Annotated in this window: 18 protein-coding genes; 9 read left to right on the forward strand and 9 right to left on the reverse strand. The window is 71.5% G+C overall.

Annotated elements, in window-relative coordinates; translation table 11 throughout:
* Positions 1-81: 81 nt before the first annotated feature.
* Positions 82-960, reverse strand: coding sequence for an aminoglycoside phosphotransferase family protein (locus LV75_RS17440; protein ID WP_253887976.1), 879 nt, complete (start codon positions 958-960; stop codon positions 82-84).
* A gap of 579 nt (positions 961-1,539) precedes the next feature.
* Positions 1,540-3,282, reverse strand: a complete 1,743-nt coding sequence (locus LV75_RS17445) for an ABC transporter ATP-binding protein (protein ID WP_253887977.1) — start codon at positions 3,280-3,282, stop codon at positions 1,540-1,542.
* A 79-nt stretch (positions 3,283-3,361) separates the two neighbouring features.
* On the opposite strand from LV75_RS17445, the gene LV75_RS17450 reads away from it, so the two are divergent.
* The 3 genes from LV75_RS17450 to LV75_RS35515 all read left to right on the forward strand — a co-directional run bounded on the left by LV75_RS17450 (position 3,362) and on the right by LV75_RS35515 (position 5,389).
* The gene (locus LV75_RS17450; protein ID WP_253887978.1) at positions 3,362-3,925 is read left to right on the forward strand and encodes a TetR/AcrR family transcriptional regulator; all 564 of its coding nucleotides are present in this window, start codon (positions 3,362-3,364) and stop codon (positions 3,923-3,925) included.
* Entirely contained in the window at positions 3,922-4,638 is a 717-nt protein-coding gene (locus tag LV75_RS17455; RefSeq protein ID WP_253887979.1) for a class I SAM-dependent methyltransferase, read from the forward strand. The genes LV75_RS17450 and LV75_RS17455 overlap by 4 nt, the downstream gene beginning before the upstream one ends.
* Positions 4,639-4,825: 187 nt before the next feature.
* Positions 4,826-5,389 carry a GNAT family N-acetyltransferase gene (locus LV75_RS35515; RefSeq protein WP_253887980.1) on the forward strand — a complete coding sequence of 188 codons (564 nt, stop codon included), beginning with the start codon at positions 4,826-4,828 and terminating at the stop codon, positions 5,387-5,389.
* Between the two features lie 209 nt (positions 5,390-5,598).
* Here LV75_RS35515 and LV75_RS17465 read toward each other — a convergent pair whose 3' ends face one another.
* The gene (locus LV75_RS17465) at positions 5,599-6,528 is read right to left on the reverse strand and encodes a LysR substrate-binding domain-containing protein (protein ID WP_308211001.1); all 930 of its coding nucleotides are present in this window, start codon (positions 6,526-6,528) and stop codon (positions 5,599-5,601) included.
* Between the two features lie 114 nt (positions 6,529-6,642).
* Here LV75_RS17465 and LV75_RS17470 point away from each other — a divergent pair, with 114 nt between their 5' ends.
* Positions 6,643-7,533 carry an NAD(P)H-binding protein gene (locus tag LV75_RS17470; RefSeq protein ID WP_253887981.1) on the forward strand — a complete coding sequence of 297 codons (891 nt, stop codon included), beginning with the start codon at positions 6,643-6,645 and terminating at the stop codon, positions 7,531-7,533.
* Positions 7,534-7,677: 144 nt separating this feature from the next.
* On the opposite strand, the gene LV75_RS35520 is transcribed toward LV75_RS17470, so the two are convergent.
* The 5 genes from LV75_RS35520 to LV75_RS17495 all read right to left on the reverse strand — a co-directional run bounded on the left by LV75_RS35520 (position 7,678) and on the right by LV75_RS17495 (position 13,063).
* Positions 7,678-8,271, reverse strand: coding sequence for an ASCH domain-containing protein (locus LV75_RS35520; RefSeq protein WP_253887982.1), 594 nt, complete (start codon positions 8,269-8,271; stop codon positions 7,678-7,680).
* A gap of 391 nt (positions 8,272-8,662) precedes the next feature.
* On the reverse strand, positions 8,663-9,274 hold the full coding sequence (locus tag LV75_RS17480; protein ID WP_253887983.1) for an AAA family ATPase: 612 nt from the start codon (positions 9,272-9,274) through the stop codon (positions 8,663-8,665).
* Entirely contained in the window at positions 9,271-10,179 is a 909-nt protein-coding gene (locus LV75_RS17485; RefSeq protein ID WP_253887984.1) for a hypothetical protein, read from the reverse strand. The genes LV75_RS17480 and LV75_RS17485 overlap by 4 nt, the downstream gene beginning before the upstream one ends.
* A 118-nt stretch (positions 10,180-10,297) precedes the next feature.
* Positions 10,298-11,719, reverse strand: coding sequence for a rifampin monooxygenase (gene rox / locus LV75_RS17490; RefSeq protein ID WP_253887985.1), 1,422 nt, complete (start codon positions 11,717-11,719; stop codon positions 10,298-10,300).
* 141 nt (positions 11,720-11,860) lie between these two features.
* Positions 11,861-13,063, reverse strand: coding sequence for a tyrosine-type recombinase/integrase (locus tag LV75_RS17495; RefSeq protein WP_253887986.1), 1,203 nt, complete (start codon positions 13,061-13,063; stop codon positions 11,861-11,863).
* A gap of 110 nt (positions 13,064-13,173) precedes the next feature.
* On the opposite strand from LV75_RS17495, the gene LV75_RS17500 reads away from it, so the two are divergent.
* The 4 genes from LV75_RS17500 to LV75_RS17515 all read left to right on the forward strand — a co-directional run bounded on the left by LV75_RS17500 (position 13,174) and on the right by LV75_RS17515 (position 17,845).
* Positions 13,174-14,244, forward strand: coding sequence for a coiled-coil domain-containing protein (locus LV75_RS17500; protein WP_253888148.1), 1,071 nt, complete (start codon positions 13,174-13,176; stop codon positions 14,242-14,244).
* Positions 14,245-14,311: 67 nt separating this feature from the next.
* Positions 14,312-16,285, forward strand: a complete 1,974-nt coding sequence (locus LV75_RS17505) for an FUSC family protein (RefSeq protein ID WP_253887987.1) — start codon at positions 14,312-14,314, stop codon at positions 16,283-16,285.
* Positions 16,286-16,406: 121 nt separating this feature from the next.
* Positions 16,407-17,213, forward strand: a complete 807-nt coding sequence (locus LV75_RS17510; protein ID WP_253887988.1) for a DUF2690 domain-containing protein — start codon at positions 16,407-16,409, stop codon at positions 17,211-17,213.
* 131 nt (positions 17,214-17,344) lie between these two features.
* Positions 17,345-17,845 carry a hypothetical protein gene (locus tag LV75_RS17515; RefSeq protein WP_253887989.1) on the forward strand — a complete coding sequence of 167 codons (501 nt, stop codon included), beginning with the start codon at positions 17,345-17,347 and terminating at the stop codon, positions 17,843-17,845.
* Between the two features lie 50 nt (positions 17,846-17,895).
* Here the strand turns inward: LV75_RS17515 and LV75_RS17520 are convergent, their stop codons facing one another.
* Positions 17,896-18,462 carry a ClpP family protease gene (locus tag LV75_RS17520; protein ID WP_372504193.1) on the reverse strand — a complete coding sequence of 189 codons (567 nt, stop codon included), beginning with the start codon at positions 18,460-18,462 and terminating at the stop codon, positions 17,896-17,898.
* A gap of 155 nt (positions 18,463-18,617) precedes the next feature.
* On the opposite strand from LV75_RS17520, the gene LV75_RS17525 reads away from it, so the two are divergent.
* Positions 18,618-19,622, forward strand: a complete 1,005-nt coding sequence (locus LV75_RS17525; RefSeq protein WP_253887991.1) for an NAD-dependent epimerase/dehydratase family protein — start codon at positions 18,618-18,620, stop codon at positions 19,620-19,622.
* The last annotated feature ends 100 nt before the right edge of the window (positions 19,623-19,722 follow it).

Consider the following 19,722-nt stretch of genomic DNA (forward strand, 5'->3'; position numbering starts at 1 on the left):
CTATACGTTGGAAGAGGACAAACGCGCCCCCGATCGGCAGGCCGGGATTCGAGTCCTCAATGGAACGTTCTCAGCCCCAGGTCACCGCGACAGCAGTGTGCGCGCGATGGTCGCCTGGATCGGGTCGAGTGCCCGGTCGCCGTCGTGGATGGACCAGAGGGTGTTCTGCAGGGCGCGGGCCAGGGTCCACGCGGCGGCGACGGCGCGGTCCAGGGTCAGGACCTCGGTCAGCAGGTCGAACCGGTACCGCAGCGAGACGACGTCGGTGACGGCGTTGTCCAGGGACGGCATCAGGTCGAAGGCGGGGTGACCGCTGATCGGCTTGGGGTCGATCGCCAGCCACGGGGCTCGATCGCCTGCCAGGACGTTGTCGTAGTGCAGGTCCCAGTGCAGCAGCGTGTCCCCCGGCTCGGTGACCACGTCCGCCAAGGCGTCGGCGCAGGCATGGGCCAGGGCGCGGTCGGCGGCGGTGGTGAGGCGGTCGAGCAGCGGACGTTCGGCGAGCATGGCGGTCGCGATGCCGGTCAGGGTGCGGATGCCAGGTGGGGCCGGGACGTGCAGGTGGGACAAGAGGTCCGCGATGACGCTAATGGCCTTGTCGGCGGGCAGCGCGCTAAGAGGGCTGGCCGCGTCGAGGCGCTCCAAGAGCATGGCGCCGGTTGGGGTGTGGTGATCGAGCAGGCGGACGGCGGAGTTGCCGGACCAGTGGCGCAGGGCGAGGTGTTCGCCGTCGTTCTCCTCGTCGCTGGGCTGCAGCTTGAGGACCGCGGGGGTTCCGTCGGCGCGAGTGGCGGGGATGACGAGAGCGACCATGCCGTGACGGGCTGGGCCGTCGGGGCGCAGGTCCCAGTGGTCGAGCATGGCGGTTGCCAGGGTGGGCAGCGCGGACAGCCATGGGAGGTGTTCGGGGCTCTGCTTGGCGTAAGAGGCCGCGAGCGCGTCGGGCACGGTGATGGGCATGACTGGTTCTCCTTCGCGGGGGGTGGGGCTGATGGGCGAAGGAGCGGTGGTGGGGCGCGAGGTCAACGACGCATGGGGCCCAGTCTAGTGGGCTGGGACGGGCGTTGGTCGTGTGTCGGTGAGTCCGTGGCGTCGGGGGTGCGGTGGGCTGCTAGCCGTGCGTCTGGCTCGGTAGGACTTGTCGTGCGTGGGGGCCAGCGCCTGCATGGCTGCAAAGCGGTGTGTCCGTGCTGGGGCTGGGAGTGCGGTTGGCTCGATGGCGCCGAGCATCGACGGGGTCCGCGGTGGTTGCTAGTGCGGTTGGCTCGATGGGGCGAACTTGTTTTGCGCGGGGCCCCTGCAACACCCGTGACAGGACCGCAAAGCAGGGGCCGAAAAGCATGGCCCTGCTGCGAGGCGACGCTACGGGTGTTGTCCCCCCACGCAAAACAAGTCCGCCCCATCGAGCAAGAACAGGGGTGGGGTTGGTGGGGGCGGGGACGTCGCGCACAGAGTCGAGCTGCCATAGGGCAGAAGCCGAAGGCCATGGCTCTATAGACCCCCTGGGGACCAGGGGTGGGCGCCGGGATGTGTTGGGTGTTAGGCGAGCGCGGCGTCCTCCTCTGGGATGCGTAGCGACTCGACCAGTTCGCGATAGAGGCTGTCGTTGGTGAGTAGTTCGGCGTGGGTGCCGCGGGCGCGGACTCGGCCGTCGGCCATGACGATGATGGTGTCGGCGTCGACGACGGTGGAGAGGCGGTGGGCGATGGTGACTACGGCGGCGCGGGAGGCGTGGTCACGGATGACGTCGTGCAGTGCTGCTTCGGTCAGGCCGTCGACCTGGGCGGTGGCCTCGTCGAGCAGCAGTACGTCCGGGTCGGTCAGCACGGCCCGTGCCAACGCGATGCGTTGGCGCTGCCCGCCGGAGACAGAGGTACCGGACAGCGGGGTGTCCAAGCCCTCCGGCAACGTGTCGGCGAGCGTGTCCAGCCGGACGGCCGCTAGAGCGCGTTGCAGTTCGTCCTCGCTGGCCGAGGGGTGGGAGAAGAGGAGGTTGTCGCGGATCGTGCCCGGCACCACCGGGGTCTCCTGCTCGACATAGGCCAGGTGTGTGCGGATGTCAGCGTGGGTGAGGTCGCCGTAGGGGATTCCGTTGACTCGCATCGTGCCCTCTTGGGGTTCCAGGAACCGCAGGATCAGCGAGAACAAGGTGGTCTTACCCGCCCCGGAGGGCCCCACGATCGCGGTGTGCCCCACGCGGGGGATCGCGAGGTCGATGCCCCGCACCGCGGGAGCGGCGTCCGGCCCGTACGCCGCGGTGATCCCCCGCAATTCGAGCACCGGCCCAGGAACCGGCACGGTAGCGCTACCGGCCGTCCCTCCGGCCTCTATCGGCAAGTCGTCGATGTCGCGGATCCGGCCCGCGGCGGCGATCCCGTTCTGCAGTGCGGTGACGTTCTGGCTCAACGTGGTCACCGGGTCCATCAGCCCGAACGCGTAGAGCAGGAACGCGATCAGCGTCGACACCGCGAGTTCGCCGTCGGCGACCCGCCACGCGCCGAGGCCCAGGATGAGGATGATCGCCAGGTTGATGCCCGACCAGGCGATCGCCCACGCGGTGGCCTCCCGGCGCACCGCCCGCACACCGTGGTGCGCCGCGGCGCGGGCGTCGGTGATGATCCGCGCGCTCTGCCGGTCCTCGGCGCGGCTGGCCTTGACCGTGCGCACCGCGTGCAGCGCGCCCTCCAGGGTGCCGCCGAGCGCGCCGATGTGCGCCTGCGCCTTCTCCTTGGCGACCGCGATCGCGGGCATGAGCAGCCCGAACAGGACCGCGATCACCACGACCGCGCCGACCGTGGTCAGGAACAGCACCACGTCCAGCGCCGCCATCAGCACCAGCGTGCCGATCAGCATCACCACGCCGTTGATCAGGCCGATCACGCTGGAGGTCGCGGCCTCGCGCAGCAGCAGCGTGTCGGAGGTGACCCGGGTGACCATCTCGCCGACCGGGCGGGTGCTGATCGCCGGGACGGTCGCGCGGAAGAACCGGTGGACCATGGACTCGCGGGCGTCGAGCACGACGCGCTCGCCGAGGGTGCCCAGCATGATCCACTGGGCGACCCACATGCAGGCGCCGACCACCAGCAGCACCAGCATCAGGGTGATCGGGCCGCTCAGGCCGCCGTCGGCGCTGAGGGAGTCCAGGACCCACTTGGTGGCCAGCGGGGTGGCCAGGCCGACGCCGGACCCGGCGAGGGCGAGCAGGAGCGCGACGGCGAGCCGGGCGCGGTGCGGACGGGCGAAGGACCAGAGGACGCGAAGTCGCCCTTTCGGAACGCTCATGCCTACTAGTGGAACATCGATGTTCCACTACGGTCAACCCGGATACCGCTCTGGGCACACAGCGCCTAGGCTTGATCGGGTGGACGTGCACACCGCAGCCGAGACCGGCACCAGGGCCCGCACCCGGCGGGCGATCCTCGACGCCGCCGTCACCGTGCTCACCGCCGACCCGGCCGCGGCCCTGGCCGACATCGCCGCCGCCGCGGGCGTCGGCCGCACGACGGTGCACCGCTACTTCCCCGAGCGCGCCGAACTGCTCACCGCGCTCAGCAAGCACGTCTGGGACCAGGTCGTCGAGGCCACCCACCGGGCCCGGCTCGACGAGGGCACCGCAGCGCAGGCGCTGGGCAGGCTCTGCCAGGAGTACTTCGACCTGGGCACCGTGCTCACGCTGGTGTTCAACGACCCCGCCCAGGCCGAGACGTGGGACGAGTGCAGCCCCACCGACCTCGCCGTGCTCGACCTCATCGGCCGCGGCCACCGCGACGGCACCATCGACCCCGCCTTCAGCGCCGCCTGGGTCCGCGACCTGCTCTGGGCCCTGCTCTACTCGGCCTGGCAGCAGTCCACCACCGGCCAGGTGTCGCGCCACGACGCCCTCGACGCCTGCCTGCGCGCCCTGCGCAAGGTCATCGCCCCGTGACCGCGGGCCCGGACCCCGTGTTCGCCGACCCCCGCCTGGTCGCGGTCTACGACGCCTTCGACGGCCCTCGTGACGACCTCGACGCCTACCTCGCGATCGTCACCGAACTCGGCGCCACCAGCGTGCTCGACCTGGGCTGCGGCACCGGGAACCTCGCCGCGCTGCTGGTGGCCCGCGGCATCGACGTGGTCGGCGTCGACCCCGCCGAGGCGTCCCTGGCACTGGCCCGCGCCAAGGTCCCCACCGCCCGCTTCCGCCACGGCGACGTGTCGGCCGCCGCGGACCTGGCCGTCGACCTGGTGACCATGACCGGCAACGTCGCCCAGGTCTTCCGCACCGACCCCGACTGGTCCACCACCCTGACCGGCGCCCACACCGCCACCCGCCCCGGCGGCCACCTGGTCTTCGAGACCCGCCGCCCCGAACGCCGCGCCTGGCGCGAGTGGGACACCCAGGTCACCCTCGACATCCCCGTTATCGGCGTGGTCGAGCAACACCGGGTGGTCACCACCGTCGACCTGCCGCTCGTGACCTTCGACAGCACCTACCACTTCCCCGACGGCACGGTGATCACCTCAAGCTCCACCCTCCGCTTCCGAGACCGCGCCGAACTGGAACACGACCTGACCACCCACGGCTACCAGGTCCTCGACATCCGCGAAGCCCCCGACCGCCCAGGCAAGGAGTTCGTCGTCCTCGCCCAAGCCCTATAGGACTGCAGGTGCCGTGTCGTCGGATGTGAGCAGGGCCGAGCGCGCGCTTCATCGCAGAGCGGGCTGGGCATGCGACGCCGCGCAGCAAGCCGGTGTCCCGGGCAGTTTCCGTGCGTGGGAGCGAGCGGGCGTGTTGGCCGTTGCGGCCACTGACCCCGCGTTGGGCTTCCTCTCGACAGTGTCCGGCGTGACCATCGAGACGATTCACGCAGCAATCGACCTAGTAGCTGCCGAGGGCAACAGGCCAGCACTGGTGGTGCCGACAGGACTCGGGGAGGCGCTGCTGTTGCGGGCGGGGTTCGTGCGCGCGGCAGACCGTCTCCTGGCGCTAAAGCCACTGACGACCCAGCCCCGCGTCGCGGTCGACATCATCGAAGTGACTGCGGACGACGCATTCCTGGATGTGCTGATGGCCGGGTACGAGGTGGACGGACCGGTCGCCGCGTTCATCCGGGCAGAACACCGACTGCCGATGATGCGGCGGTTCCTGGCCGTGGCGCGGGGAAAGCCGATCGCCGCCGCCGCCCTGACGATCCACGGCGACGTCGCGGTCCTCGGAGGCGCCTCGACCCTGCCTGCCCACCGAGGCCACGGCGCCCAGTCACAGCTACTGCGCCACCGCCTCCACGTCGCCACCGACGCGGGATGCACGCTCGCGGTCGCCACCGCCCGCCCCGGCTCCGTGAGCGCCGCCAACCTGGCACGAGCGGGATTCCATATCCAGCACCGCGCAACGTGGAAGAGGAACTGACCGGCTTCCTAGCGCAGCGCTGATCGACACGGCGAGCTGAAGGAGCGGAATCGCCCACGACGGTTCGGCCACGGCGTGCGCCGGGCGAGGCTGGATCTGCGGCCTCGCATGCGTGAGCGGCGAGAAGCTCCCTGGGCGGCACCACAAGGTCCGCCTGCTCGATGAACACGTCTTCGGCACACCCGCGCTGAGTGCTGGCCCCGCCAGGGCTACACCTCCCGGGCAGGGCGGAGGACCTGGCGCACGGCGCCGCGGAGCCAGCGGTGGGCGCCGTCGGCGGTGTGGCGGGGGTGCCAGGCCATGCCGATCGTCAGGGGCGGCAGAGGAAGCGGGATGTCCAGGAGGCGGAGTCCCATGGCGTGGGCTGCGTCGCTCAACGGGGACGGGGGCTCGCCCGGTAGGGCGGTCGGCACCAGGCAGACCACCTCGCCGACAGCGGCCAGTGCCATCGCGGCCAGGTGACCGGGCAGCACGACAGTGACCCGCCTGCTGAGCCCGCGCTCCGCCAACGCCACGTCCAGCGGGCCGGTGAAGCGCCCCCGCCGACTGACCGCCACGTGCTCGGCCGCGGCCAACCGCTCAGGCGTCAAGATCCCCTCGGCGAGCGGGTGCCCGGCCCGGACGCCCGCCGCCATCCGCAGGGTCACCAACTCCTCGACCTGGGTCTCCGGGTCGACGTGGTCGATGGCACCGATCTCCAGGTCGGTCCGACCCTCGCGCAGCGCCGGGCCCGCCTCCCACTCCTCGGCCAGCACCCGCAACGACACCCCCGGCGCCCGCAGCCGGGCGAGCCCCAGCAACCCCGGGGCCAGCGCCGTGCCGACCAGGTCCGAGGCCTGGACGGTGAACGTGCGGCGCAGCGCGGCGAGGTCGATCCCGCCGCTCGGGGTGAGCAGCGTCGTCAGAGCGCGCACCACCGCGGCCGCTTCCTCCCGCAAGGCCTCGGCGCGCGGCGTGGGCACCATCGCCTGCCCGGCCCGCACCAGCAGCGGGTCCTGCAACACCCGGCGCAACCGGGCCAGGGTGCGGCTCATCGCCGCGGGCGAGGTGCGCAGCCGCGCAGCGGCCCGGGTGACGCTCTGCTCGGTCAGCAGGGCGTCGAGGGCGACCGCAAGGTTGGCGTCGAGGGTTGGGCTCACCAGCGTTGTTCCGTTTCAGGCAATGATTGGATGCTGAAGTTCCCATTGTGGCAACACGACCGGGGTCCGCACGATGGCGGGGCGCACGAACCCCACCGAGACCGCGAGGTTGTCATGATCGTCATCACCGCCCCCACCGGGAACATCGGCAGGCGGCTGCTCCCCCTGCTCCTCGACGCGGGCGCGCGGCTGCGCGTCGTGGTCCGCGACCCCGACCGGCTCCCCGAGACCGTGCGCGGCGCCGTCGAGGTGATCACCGGCTCGCACGGCGACCCCGAGACCGTCGACCGCGCGTTCACCGGTGCCGACGCCGTGTTCTGGCTCGTGCCACCGGACGCCTCCCGCACCCCCGAGGACGCCTACAGCGGCTTCACCCGCCCCGCCGCGCGCGCGTTCGCCACCCACGGCGTCAGCCACGTCGTCGGCGTCTCCGCACTCGGCCGCGGCACCCCGCAGGCCGCCCACGCCGGGCTGGTCACCGCCTCCCTCGCGATGGACGACCTCATCGCCGACACCGGCGTCGCCTACCGCGCCCTGGCCAACCCGTCCTTCTTCGAGAACCTGCTGGAGGACGCCGACTCGATCCGCGAGCACGGCGTCTTCACCGACACCCTCGCCCCGGATCACCCGGCCCCACTGGTCGCCGTCGCCGACATCGCCGCGGCCGCCGCCGCACTCCTGCTGGACCGCTCCTGGACCGGCGTCGACAGCGTCGCGGTCCTCGGCCCGCAGGATCTCTCTCCCAACGACCTGGCCCGCATCATGACCGAGGAACTGGGCCGCCCGGTCCGCTACCAGCGCGAATCGCTAGACGACCTGCGGACCACCATGCTTGCCTACGGCCTCAACGCCGCGTTCGTCGAAGCCATGGTCGACATGAAGCGCGCCAAGGACCACGGCCTCGACACCTGGCCCGACCACGCACCACGCACAGGCACCACCTTCGCCCACTGGTGCGCGCAAACCCTCAAACCCGTCCTGAACGGCACCGTCGATGCGCACTGACCGCACCGACCCGCCGATCACCGCGTTCATGCTGGTCAAGACCACCCCGAGTGACGGGTCAGCAGGCTTCTGGCCGGGGGCCTCTCTGGTCGTCGAGTCGGATCGTGCTCGCGCGGATCGGCCGATCGCGGTGAGGCTGAAGGATCAGGCGGGCCGGGGCGGGTCGACCAGCTCAATGCCGATCGCGACCACGCCGAGGGCTTCGCGTTCGGGCGGGTAGATCTGGCGGATGTTGGCGAGCTGGTCCTCACGGGTGGCGGTCGGGTTGACCGAGGCGACCGGCTCGTGGTCGAACATCTCCTCGAAGCTGGTGTAGCGGGAGACCTTGGTGACACGGGTCAGGACGTTGTCGCCCTGGCAGTTGAACCGGATCAGCGAGCCGGGCTTGATGTTGCGGCGGCTGGAGTCGTTGACCCGGATCTCGGTGGTCTTGCGGCCGGTGGCGATCAGGTCGAAGTAGCGCTTGTAGATGCCCATCTCGTGGGCGCGGACGGCGGGTTCGGTAGGGCGCAGGGACATGAGTCGGCCGAGTTCCTTGACGGTGAACGAGCGGAAGAAGTGTTTGGGGTCGGTGAGCAGTTCGCCGACCAGCCACACGAGCGCGTCGACGTAGTCGTCGACGCTGCCCGGCCAGGCGGTGGTGTCGAGCATCCACGGCTCGACGTCCGGCGGGAGCACCGCGCGACCCTGCTCGCGCAGCAACGACTTCGACAGCTTCGCACCCGTCGGGGCGAGCACCTGCTGGTGAACACCCGGATCGGCACTCGACCAGCGCGCCGATCTGGTCCTTGCCCAGGGCGTGGAAGTAGGTCTTCTGGTAGGCGTGGTGGGTTTCCGGGTCCAGGTCGACGGTGTGCGGTGCGTTGTCCAGCGCGCCGAACCGCACGACGGTGTCGGTGGAGAACTCCCGCCGGGCGATCTTCGCGAGCAGGAACGCTGCGGTCTGCACCAGGTTCGTACCCAGATGCGGTGCGCCGTTGATCTGCGTGCCGACCACGAACTCGATCCGCTTCGGCCGGGCCGCGAGGACGCGGGGCCGCAGCAGGTCGACCGAGCGCAGCAGCGCGTTCGCCAGGATGCTGTTCGGCGAGATGAGCAGCGCGGGCTTTCCGGTGCGCGACAAGGATGTTCACGCTCCTCGGCCGGGTTTGGGCAGACGCAGGTTGGCGCAGATGAAGTCCAGCCGGGCCGCGGCGGAGTCGGCGGCGACGAACACCGGCTGGTAGCCCGCGTCGTAGTAGCCCTGCACGACCAGCTCGTGCACCCGGCGGATCTCCCGGTCCTTGGCCCACACGATGTCGTCCGGGTCCTCGAAGGTGTCCAGTGGATCCAGCACGAAGACCTGGTCGTAGCGGTGTCGCGCCGTCGCCTCTTCCAGCTCCGGTGTGGGCTTGAGACCGAAGAACCCCTCCCAGCCGTAGCCGTCGGGGATGCCCCGGTTGTAGAACCGCACGCCGTGGCTGTGGCCGGTGTACTCGGCGATGAACGCCTCCAGCACCTCCAGGGAGTACTCGCGGCGGTCTTGCTTGAGCAGGTGGCGGCCGAGGCGGGCGCGGTGCTTGCGGTAGATCTCGCGGCCGGGCTCGTCGACCATGCACGGGATCCCGGCGGCGTGCACGGCGGCGATCAGGTCGTCCTTGCCGGAACTCGGCCCGCCGGTGATGACGTAGCGGCGCGGCGGGCCTGCCGCGGCCGCGGCGAGCACGCTGGACAAGCCGGGGTTGATGCTGGTCACGGTCATCCGTTCTGGTCGGGGTCGGCCGGAACAGCGGTGCTCGAACCACCAGCCCCGGGCTGCTCGGGGGACGTGGGTTCGGTGGACTGGAGTGCTGCCAGCAAGCCTGTGGTCCAGGTGTCGTCCAGGACGGTCTCGCCGTGCAGGTGCGCGACGAACTGCTCGCGGGCCACGCCACCGGCGGCGGCCTCGGTCAGCCGCGAGGTCTGCCCTGGAGTCAGCGGTGGGGTCCACCCGGCCAGCGCCACCAGCTCGTCGATAGTGAGGTCCGGGGCGAACGCCGTGGTGTAGCTGATCGCCTCCGCGCGGGCGCCTGCCCAGCGCCAAGCGGCCGTCACCGCCGCGCGGACGATGTCGGTGCGTTCCGCGCGCAGGCTGATCAGGCGTTCCACGGCGAGCAGCTCGGCGCGGGCGGCGTAGATCGCCGACCACAACAGCGACAGCTGCTCCTCCTGCTCGGCGACCTCCCAGGCGAACGGGTCGGCGAGCACCGGCTGTCGCGCGCTTACCGGCGCGAGCCGGGGTGCGATCAGGGGCGCGTGGGTGAACCGGTCCGCGTCGGCCAGTAGTTCGGCGGTCAGCGTCGCGATCAGCCTGGGCTCGACTCGCTTGCGGAAGTGGTGCACTTCGTGTCCGGCTCGTTCGGCCGCGAGCGCGCGCCGCGCCGTCAGGTTCATCCCCGGTGTGGCCGGGGGCAGACCGAACAGCGCCCGTGCCGCCGCGGCGTACCGGGCGTCGGGGAACCGGGCCAGCAGGCCGCGCAGCGTGCCGTCCAGCGCCGCGATCCGGCTGGCCTCGTCACCGGGATCCACCGCTCGGGCGAGCACACCACGCAGCTCCAGCAGCACCGGATCTACCGCGGCCAGGGTCACCGGCAGCCCACGCCGCAGCAGCCGTGCGACCGCGTCCACCACTTCGTCCTCAAGTGGGCTTTTTGTGGGCATGAGTCGAGTGAAGCACGATGCCCACAAAAAGCCCAGCCCTGATCCCTGTGGCGGTGCCGCCCGCGGGGCACCGCCACAGGGGGAGTCAGGCCGCGGCGCCGAACCAGCGTGGGAGGTGGGTGTGTAGGTCGGTCTGGGTGTCGCCCACCCAGGCGACGTGGCCGTCGGGGCGCAGGAGGACGGCGGGGGCGTTGAGCTCCTCGCTGATGTCCACGATGTGGTCGACGCGGTCTGACCAGCCTGCGACCGAGAGCCCGCCGGTCTGGTCGAGCAGCAGGCCGCGGCCGTTGTGGGTCAGGTCGTAGAGGCGGCCCCGCTTGAGGCTGAGGTCCCGTAGCCGCCTGCCCAGCAGTTCGTGGCCCGTGCCGAAGTCGTAGCGGACGCCGATCGCGGTGATCTTCTCGATCAGGTACCGGTTGACCTCCTCGAACTCCACCAACTCGGCCAGCAGCCCGCGCACCGCGCGCGGCCCCGGCTCGGTCGAGAGCAGCTCCATCTGCGCCCGCGTGTTGTCCAGCACCGCGGCCGCCACCGGGTGCCGCTCGCCGTGGTAGCTGTCCAGCAGGTCCGGTGGCGCCCACCCGGCGACCTCGGCCGCCAGCTTCCAGCCCAGGTTGAACGCGTCCTGGATGCCCAGGTTCAGGCCCTGGCCGCCGACCGGCGGGTGGATGTGCGCCGCGTCGCCCGCCAGCAGGACCCGGCCGCTGCGGTAGCGCTCGGCCAGCCGGGTCGCGTCACCGAAGCGCGAGAGCCAGCGCGGCGAGTGCACACCGAAGTCCGTGCCCGCCACGGCCACCAACTGCCGCTTGAACTCCTCCAGCGTCGGCGGCACCGACCGGTCCTGGGCCACGCCCGCGGCGGGAACCACGACCCGGTAGGCGTCGCCGAACGGGCCGATGCCGAACCGCCGCTCGGTCTCGCGGACCCTGGTCATCACCTCGGTCAGCTCCTCGGGCGCGACCCCGATCTCCATCTCGCCCAGCAACGTGTCGACCCGGCTCGGCTCACCCGGGAAACCGACACCGAGCAGCTTGCGCACCGTGCTGCGGCCACCGTCGCAGCCCACCAGGAACCGCGCGCGCAGCTGCGTGCCGTCGGCCAATTCCGCGCTCACCCCGTCGTCGTCCTGGCTCAGGCCCACCAGTTCGACACCGCGGCGGATCCGCACCCCGACCTCGGTCGCGTGCTCGGTCAGCAGGCGCTCCACGACCGGCTGCTGGATGCCCAGGACGTAGCCGTGCGCGGTGTCCAAGCGCTCCGGCGCCGCCTTGTTGATGCCCGCGAAGAACCCCCGCAGCGGGTACTGCGTGCCCGCCTCGAGGAAGCGCTCCAGCAGACCGCGCTGGGCCATCACCTCGATGCTGCGCACGTGCAGACCCAACGCGCGCACCCGCGGGTTCGGCTCCACGTCCCGCTCCAGCACGAGCACGTCCACACCGCGCAGCCGCAGCTCAGCCGCCAGCATCAACCCGGTCGGGCCGCCCCCGGCCACGATCACATCACCCATGAATCCCCCATTCAACGTCAGCCGCGCGCCTCACGCACCTCGCGCCGAGACCGGCTTCGGCGGGAGATTCTGCGGTGCCACCGGGGTCTTGCCGCAAGCCCCCCACTGCGCTATACGTTGAAGTGGAAGGGAGTGCACCGCTCACCGCAGGTGGCGCGTGATGGCCTCCCCGACCCCCGCGGCGGCACTGCGGTCGGGATGCGGCGCGGCGTGGTTGTAGACGCGTTGGGTGGTGTCGACCCGGGCGTGCCCCACATCGGTCTGCACATCGGTGATCCGCGCACCCTGCTCCATCGCGGTCGTCACGTAGAAGTGGCGCAACGCGTGCGGGTGCATCGCACCGGCCAACTCCGGCAGTTCCGCGGCGATCGCCAAGCGGCGCAGCAGACTCCACACATCGCGGCGGTCGCACCGGGTACCGGCCCGGCTGACCAACAACGGCGTCCGCGGCGGTGATGACGCGAGCGCGACGGTGGCGACGGGTGAGGCGGGCAGGGCGTTGAGGTAGTCGGCCAGGGCGCCTTCGGCGAGGTCGGACAGGTAGACCGTGCGGATCTTGCCGCCCTTGCCGGTGACGCGCAGGGCACGGCGGCCGCGCGTGGTGTGCACGTCCGGGTGGTCGAGGTCGCACAGCTCCGACACCCGCAACCCCAAGGTGAACAGGGCGACCACGGCCCGCGCGCGCAGCCGGTCGCGGGGCGAGGCACCCGGCCTGCGGGTGGCCGCGGCGGTGAGCAGGGCGGCGACCTGGCCGGTGGTGAGGGTGACGACGGTCTTGGCGGGCTGGGGATCACGCAGGCCAAGGCGGCGGCGGTCGAGGTCGGCGGGGTTCGCCGCGACCAGACCCGCGGTGGCCAGGTGTTGGTACAGGGTGCGGACGGTGGCGAGCATCCGCGTGCGGGTCGCGGGGGCCGCCCCGGCGGCGCGCAGAGCGTCTTGCCAGGTCAGGACCTCGGTGGAGCGGGCAGCGAGCGGATCCACGCCGGTGGTGGCGCACCAGCGGAACCAGTGCAGGGCGCGGAAGCGGCCCTCGCGGGTCGGGGGACGGTTGCCCCGGGGCTCGGTGACCTCGGCGTGCACGGCGGCGGTGAGGTCGAGGACGTCGGCGTAGTCGCGCAGGGTCGCGATCCACGCGCGGTCGGCGCGGCTGAGCCACTCCCGCAGTTCCGCGGCGCTCGTGGGCAGGCCCAGTCCCCCGGCGTAGGTGCGGCGGGTGGAGGCCGCGCCGTAGGACCGCAGCCAGGCGGTGACCTCGGCCAGCAGCCGGATCGGATCCCCCACCCCAGGCCACGCGGACCCCTCCACGAGGGTGCCGGTGCGCGCGGGAAGGCCTGTCGTCTCCATCCGCCTAGGTTACCGACAAAAGGAGTGTTCTGTCGGCAACCTCTAATCTCAACATGTTTAGAGCATCTGCTAATCTTAACGCTCTAGCTTAGAGAAAGGGCGAAACGGACATGGTGGACGCGGATGAGCGGCTGTGCGCTCTCACAGGGTGCGAGAACCGGTTCAGCCCCCGCAGCAACCGGCAGCGGTACTGCTCCCCCGACCACGCCGCCGAGGCCCGCACCCGCCGCCGCGCCGTGGAGGACCTCGGGGTCGAGGACTACCTGGGCGCGCTGCGCCAACTCGGCCAGGACACGCTCACCGCGCTGCGCCCACGCGCCACCGAGATCACCACCGCCGTCGCCGAACTCACCGCGGCCCTGAACACCGTCGTCACCGGGTTCACCGACCTCGACACCGCCGCCACCGCCCGCATCGCCGACGCCGAGGCCCGCGCCCACCAAGCCGAGACCGACGCCGTCGAGGCCCGCGACCACGCCACCCGCATGGCCGCCGAACGCGACACCGCCCTCGCTCGCGCCACCGCCGCCAACCAGGCCGCCGCCGAGGCCCACACCGCCCGCCGCGCCGCCGACTCCGACGCCGCGACCGCCCGCCGGGACCTGGCCGCCGCCGTCGAGGCCCGGCAGTTGGAGTCAGCCCGCGCCGACCGCGCCGAGACGACCGCGAGCGAGGACCGCGCCCGCGCCGAGGCCGCCGACCAACGCGCCACCCGCCTCACCGCCCGCGTGCGCGCACTCACCACCGAGCGCCGCGACCTCTGGCACCGCCTCACCACCGAGACCACCCGCGCCGACGCCGCCGAACGCGACACCGCCCAGGTCCGCACCCAAGCCCGCCACGACCTGGACCAGACCCGCAGCCACCTCGACGCCCTGCGCGCCGAACGCGACACCGCCCGCGCCGAGACCGTCGCGGCCCACGCCCACACCCACACGGCCCTCGCCGAAGCCCAACGCCACGCCGACGCCGCCACCCGGGCCCTGCACCGCGAACACGCCACGGCCCTGGAACGCCACATCACGACCGCCATCACCGCCACCGCGGCAGGCGACGCCCTGCGCCAGAACGTCCACACCGAGTTGGCTCGCCTCCTCGCCCTCCCCGACAAGGACTCGCTGTCCGATCACCTACGCCAACTCCACGACACCCTGACCCCACCCGGTGATTCGTCACGGTGACGGCCGAGCGGTCCTCTATGGACGCACCCGACATAGATGGGGTCGGCGTCCTCGGTACGGTGCCCGGGTGGCGAGGTCGAGCAGCGACACCGGGCTCCAGGAGGCGTTCACCGCGGCCGGGCTGACCCGACGCCAGCGCAGCCTGCTGCAGACCGTCCTGCGCGCGCTGGACAACGGTTCAGGCCCCGGTTTCCACGCCGCGACCAGCGACAGCGCCTTGGTCGCGCTCATCAGGGCACACGACGCCTTAAGCAACCACGCCGCGCACGGCCACCCCCATGGGCGACTGCTGTTACGGGTGCTACGCACCAGTGCCGCATGCGTGCGCACCGCGCTCCCGATCCTGCCCAGCCTGCGCACCGCCATCACCGAGCTGGACACGATGGCGGAAGCGTTGCGCGACACCGACCCCGCCGAACACCAGGTGCTGACCCGGGCGAGTGCGACGGCGCTGGAACCGGTGATCACCTCCGCCACCGACGCGATCACCGACCACCTGCTCGCCCTGTGGGACGCGACGGTCAGCCCGAACCACGACGCCAAGGCCGCGGCGGAGATCGCGGTGTCGGTCTACCTGCGGGGACGCGACCGCGAAGCGCTGCGCAAAGACCTGGCGACCCTGCTCACCGGCACGCCCACCGCAGCCGACCTCGCCGCGGTGCTGTGGCCACCGCCGCGCCGCCACCACGTCACCGTCCTGGTCAGCGGCGCGCGCACCCTCGACCACCTCGATGTCCTGCTCCCGGGGTCCCGGCAGTGGCCCGTCACCGTCGACCAGGACGGCTGGCCGAAAGCGAGGGAGCTCGCCGCGCTGCTGGCCAGACTGGCGCCGATCACCCGCGCGGGCACCCTGGTGCGGGTCCCCGTGGACGCCACCGACCTGGGCACCGCGGTGGTCCTCGGCAGGCGGGCGATCAGCGAGGCGCTGGACCAGTACGTGGCGGGCAACCGGATCGCCGACCTCGTACTGGCGGGCCCCTGGGCGGTCGCCGGGCCGGACGAGCGGTGGGTGCTGGGCGAACCGGCCAGGGCCAGCGTCCGCCGCACGGCACCCCTGTCCCCCTCGTGGTCGGACGGCCTGCGCCCCGCGCTGCGGCTCGCGCACATCGCCCAGCGGGTCGAGGCGCCGATGACCAGCGCCGCCCTGTGCTGGAGCGCCCTCGAATCGATCGGCCTGGCGGAGAAGTCGGCCCGGCTGGCCCGCGCCTACGCCCTGCAGACCCTGCGCCACCAGGTCATGGACGCCCACGCCCAACTCAGGCTCACCGTCACCGAGGAGGTCCGCCGCCTCGGCTCACGGGTGTCGAACGCCCAGGTCGACCTGAGGCGCGCGGAGAACGCCCTCGCGAAACGGGCACTGCTGCAGCGGACCACCCCGGCCGACGCCAAGGCACTGGCCGAATCCGTGACCCGGACACGGCAGTCCTACCTGGACCACGTCGCCGCCCACCAGCACGCCCTCGACGAGACGACAACGTTGATGGCACTCATCGACGCCCACGTGCCGAGGACCACCGACAAACCGACCCTCACCGAACCGGACCGATGGGTGGATCTACTGCTCCCCGCCCGCGACGGCGACCCCCTCGCCGCGGCCCGCGACGCCGTCACCACGTTGAGCACCTTCGCGGGCGGCCTCACCCACGAGACGATCCTGCTGTGGCGCGAGCGACTGGCCCGGCCACAACTGCTCGCGAAGTGGTTGCAGGAGAAGCAAGACACCTGCCACGCCCTGCTCGAATGGCTCTACACCACCCGGAACATCACCTTCCACCACGGCCAGTTCGCAGGCCCCGTGGACCTGGCCACCGCCCACGCCGGCCGCGCCATCATCGACATGCTCCTCGAAATCCTCGGCCGGTGGCACTCCACCCAGCACGCGCGGGGCCAGAACCCCACGCCACCGTCGGAGATCCTCAAGGTCCTCAGCCACCGCAAAGACGCCCTCAACCTCACCCTGCTCGCGGCAACCTCATGCCACCCCCTCTCCATCCAGCACCTCACCGGCCCCGACGAGGTGTACTGGTCAGCCACCCGCTGAGGCCAGCCACCGTCACCCATGAGTGGACGGCGACCACCCCAGTGGCTCAGGGCCGGCCACCGACGCGCGCGCTAGTTTCGGTCTCCACCGGTCAGCAAGCCCGCGCCGAGGGAGCCGCGACATGAGTGCGAGCCCAGACCCGCCGGAGGCAGCGGACTCGACGCAGGCGTTCACCGCGGACCTGCGCCGGTTGCGGGCCGACCACGGCTCCCCCACCTGGGACTCGATGGCCAGGCGCGCGGGAGTCCGCGGGGTGAAGGTCAGCCGCGGCACCCTGCACAACGCCGTCAGCACGGGCAGGTTGCCGTCGGAGCTGGCGGTCACCGGGTTCGTGATGGCCCTGACCGGTGACACCGACCAGGTGGCCACCTGGTCGGCCCGTCGCGCCGCGCTCACCGCTGAGCACGCGGGCCCCAACCTGGTGGTCGCGGCGGCACCGCGAAGGAACAGGCGGCTGCTCCTCGTGGCGGGTGCGGTCGCCCTGGTGCTGAGCAACACCGCCACCGGGTTCATCGTCTACGGAGCGACCCGCCCGACAGCCACCGAACAACATTCCACCACCTCGGCGCTCGCCACGACCGGCGACGACCCCGCCAAGACGGTGTGCGTGCAGGACGCGAAAGTCGCCGCGGGCACCACCAAGAACCCCCAGTTCCTCCTGGAGATCCTGTTCTCCGGCACGTGCCAGGCAGGGTGGGCGCGCATTACCCGCTACGACGACAGCGCCCTGGGCAACCGGCTCGACATCGAGATCCACCGGCGCTCCGACCCCGCGGGCGCCACCCGCCAAACCGCGACCGAACCCGACGTCCAGTCCGCGTACACGACCCTGATCGTGCGCGCCGACCCCACCGATCGGCTGTGCGCGACCGGATCGATCACCACCGGCGAGGTCACCGAAGCCGCCGTGGAGCCGATCTGCACCTGATCGGCCGACCGGCCCCGCGAGGCCGCCCACCTGCGGTTATCCAGTCCTCCATCCATGTGGTGGATGGAGGGGTGGCGCGCTGGGCTCGTCGTGACCACCTCCTCACCCGAGGATCACGACAGGAGAAGCGAATGACCATCACATCCGCCGCGCGGGCACGTCGCGCGGCCAAGGCGTTGATCGCGGTGTCGGTCGTCGGCGCGGTCAGCCTCATGGGCGCGGCCCCGGCGCAGGCCTCGGACTGGGGCGGGGACGGTGACTCCGCCGGGTGCGCGAGTCCGATCACCGTCGCCACAACGGCCATCACCGGGTCCCGCGGCAAACTCGCGGGCAAGACGATCGGCGAACTGCAACTGCGGTGGTCGTGGTCCTGCCACGGCAACTGGTCGCGGGTCGTCCTCTACGGCGGCATGTACTCGACCCCGGTGACCGTCGAGCAGATCGTCGAGTCGGAGGGCCGCCGCGCGGGCTCGACCGACCACAACCTGCGTACCGGTAGTGGCGGAACGAGCGCGTGGACGCGCTACCTCCGGCTGGCGAACTCGCAGAGCAGGGCGTGCGCGCAGGCGTGGCTGTCCTCGGACTTCGACACGCTGAACTACCACACCAACGGGGCGCGGGTCTGCGCTTAGCGGGCTGCCGGGGTGGGGGCGATCAACGTCCCCACCCCGGCAGGTGCGGGTCAGATCGTCTGTCCACTGGAGACGACGTGGTCGACGAAGCCGTAGGCCAGGGCCTCGTCCGCGTCGAACCAGCGGTCGCGGTCGGCGTCGGCGGTGATGCGCTCGACCGACTGGCCGGTTTGGCGGGCGGTGATCTCGGCCATCCGCCGCTTCATCTTGCCGAACACCTCCGCCTGGATCGCGATGTCGCTCGCCGCGCCCGAGATGCCCGCGGACGGCTGGTGCATGACGATCCGGGTGCTCGGCAGCAGGAACCGCTTGCCGGGGGTGCCCGAGGACAGCAGGAACTGGCCCATCGACGCGACGAAACCCAGGCCCCAGGTGGCGACGTCGGGTTTGACCAGTTGCATCGTGTCGTAGATCGCCATCCCCGCGGTGACCGAGCCGCCCGGGGAGTTGATGTAGAAGGTGATGTCGGCGTCCGGGTCGGCGGCGGCGAGCAACAGCAGTTGCGCGGTGATCCGGTTGGCCACCTCGTCGTTGACCTCGGTGCCGAGGAACACGATCCGGTCGCGCAACAACTGCTCGTACACCGAGTCGTTGAGCGACTGCCCCGCCTGGGCCATGAGCGTCATCGTTTCTCCCACCTCACGTTTGCGATCCCCCGTCGCGACCGAACGTAGAGGCCGTGCGGGGCGCAAAAGGGCGTCGTTCGCTCACAGCGTGCGGGGTTCGCTCCTGGCGATCACACCGCCGCCGAACCCGTCGGCAGCATGGTCTTATGCGGCTCCTTGTGCTCGGTGGCACCTCGTTCCTGTCCAAGCAGATCGCCTATGACGCGGTGGCGCGCGGGCACGACGTGGTGTGCGCGGCCCGCGGCCAGTCCGGCGCCGTGCCCGAGGGCGCTCAACTCCTCGTCGTGGACCGAGATCAGCCCGGCGCCATCAACGCCCTGGCCGGGTACCGGTTCGACGCGGTCGTCGACGTCGCCACCGGGGCGCTCGGATGGGTCCTCGACGCGCTCGACACCCTGGCCGACGGCGTGCGCCACTGGACGTTCGTCTCCAGCATCAACGCCTACGCCGACACCGCGACCCCCGGTCAAACCACCGACGCGCCCCTGTGCGAGCCGGTCCTCGACACCCGCCACTTCGCCCTCACCGAGCTGACCGTCGAACGCTACGGCGGCACCAAGGTCGCCAGCGAGAACGCCGTGCGCGAGCGCCTGGGCCCGGACCGCGCCTTCATCGTCCGCCCCGGCGTCATCAGCGGCCCCGGCGACCAGATGGACCGCTTCGGCTACTGGAGCGCCCGCTTCACCCGCGGCGGCCCCACCGTCATCCCCGACGTCGCCGACCACCCCTTGCAACACATCGACGTCCGCGACCTGGCCACCTGGATCGTCACCGCCGCCGAACACCACCACACCGGCACCTACGACGCCGTCGGCCCCGTCCTGGACCTCCACACCGTCCTCCACGAAGCCGCCACCCTCATCGGCGCCCCCGACCTCCACCTGGTGCCCATTGCCCCGGACACCCTCCTCGCCGCAGGCATCACCCCCTGGGGCGGCCCCAGATCCCTGCCCTTCTGGCTCCCCACCCCCATGCACGGCCTCGTCTCCCACGACCCCACCCCCGCACTGGCCGCAGGGCTCACCCCCCGCCCCTTGTCCGACACCATCCACACCGCCCTCACCGACGAACACGCCCGCGGCCTCACCCGCCCCCGCACCGCGGGCCTGACCCCGGCGGAGGAACGCGAACTCCTTGATCAACAATTCTGACCGTTGCGCCGAAAGTCATATGGACATCGACTGAACGGTCGTTCGCGTACCATCTCGCCATTTATCGCAAATGTCGCAAATCTCCCGAAGGCGGCGGCGC

Origin of the sequence: Actinokineospora diospyrosa, from assembly GCF_024171925.1 — a bacterium.
In the GTDB taxonomy this organism is placed as follows: domain Bacteria; phylum Actinomycetota; class Actinomycetes; order Mycobacteriales; family Pseudonocardiaceae; genus Actinokineospora; species Actinokineospora diospyrosa.

Excerpts from the sequence above, each read along its gene's own strand:
- LV75_RS17510 (WP_253887988.1), top strand. The coding sequence starts at position 16,407 with ATGAGTGCGAGCCCAGACCCGCCGGAGGCAGCGGACTCGACGCAGGCG.
- LV75_RS17495 (WP_253887986.1), bottom strand. The coding sequence starts at position 13,063 with ATGGAGACGACAGGCCTTCCCGCGCGCACCGGCACCCTCGTGGAGGGG.
- LV75_RS17440 (WP_253887976.1), bottom strand. The coding sequence starts at position 960 with ATGCCCATCACCGTGCCCGACGCGCTCGCGGCCTCTTACGCCAAGCAG.
- LV75_RS17480 (WP_253887983.1), bottom strand. The coding sequence starts at position 9,274 with ATGACCGTGACCAGCATCAACCCCGGCTTGTCCAGCGTGCTCGCCGCG.
- LV75_RS17515 (WP_253887989.1), top strand. The coding sequence starts at position 17,345 with ATGACCATCACATCCGCCGCGCGGGCACGTCGCGCGGCCAAGGCGTTG.
- LV75_RS17500 (WP_253888148.1), top strand. The coding sequence starts at position 13,174 with ATGGTGGACGCGGATGAGCGGCTGTGCGCTCTCACAGGGTGCGAGAAC.
- LV75_RS17445 (WP_253887977.1), bottom strand. The coding sequence starts at position 3,282 with ATGAGCGTTCCGAAAGGGCGACTTCGCGTCCTCTGGTCCTTCGCCCGT.
- LV75_RS17470 (WP_253887981.1), top strand. The coding sequence starts at position 6,643 with ATGATCGTCATCACCGCCCCCACCGGGAACATCGGCAGGCGGCTGCTC.
- LV75_RS17520 (WP_372504193.1), bottom strand. The coding sequence starts at position 18,462 with ATGGCCCAGGCGGGGCAGTCGCTCAACGACTCGGTGTACGAGCAGTTG.
- rox (WP_253887985.1), bottom strand. The coding sequence starts at position 11,719 with ATGGGTGATGTGATCGTGGCCGGGGGCGGCCCGACCGGGTTGATGCTG.
- LV75_RS17525 (WP_253887991.1), top strand. The coding sequence starts at position 18,618 with ATGCGGCTCCTTGTGCTCGGTGGCACCTCGTTCCTGTCCAAGCAGATC.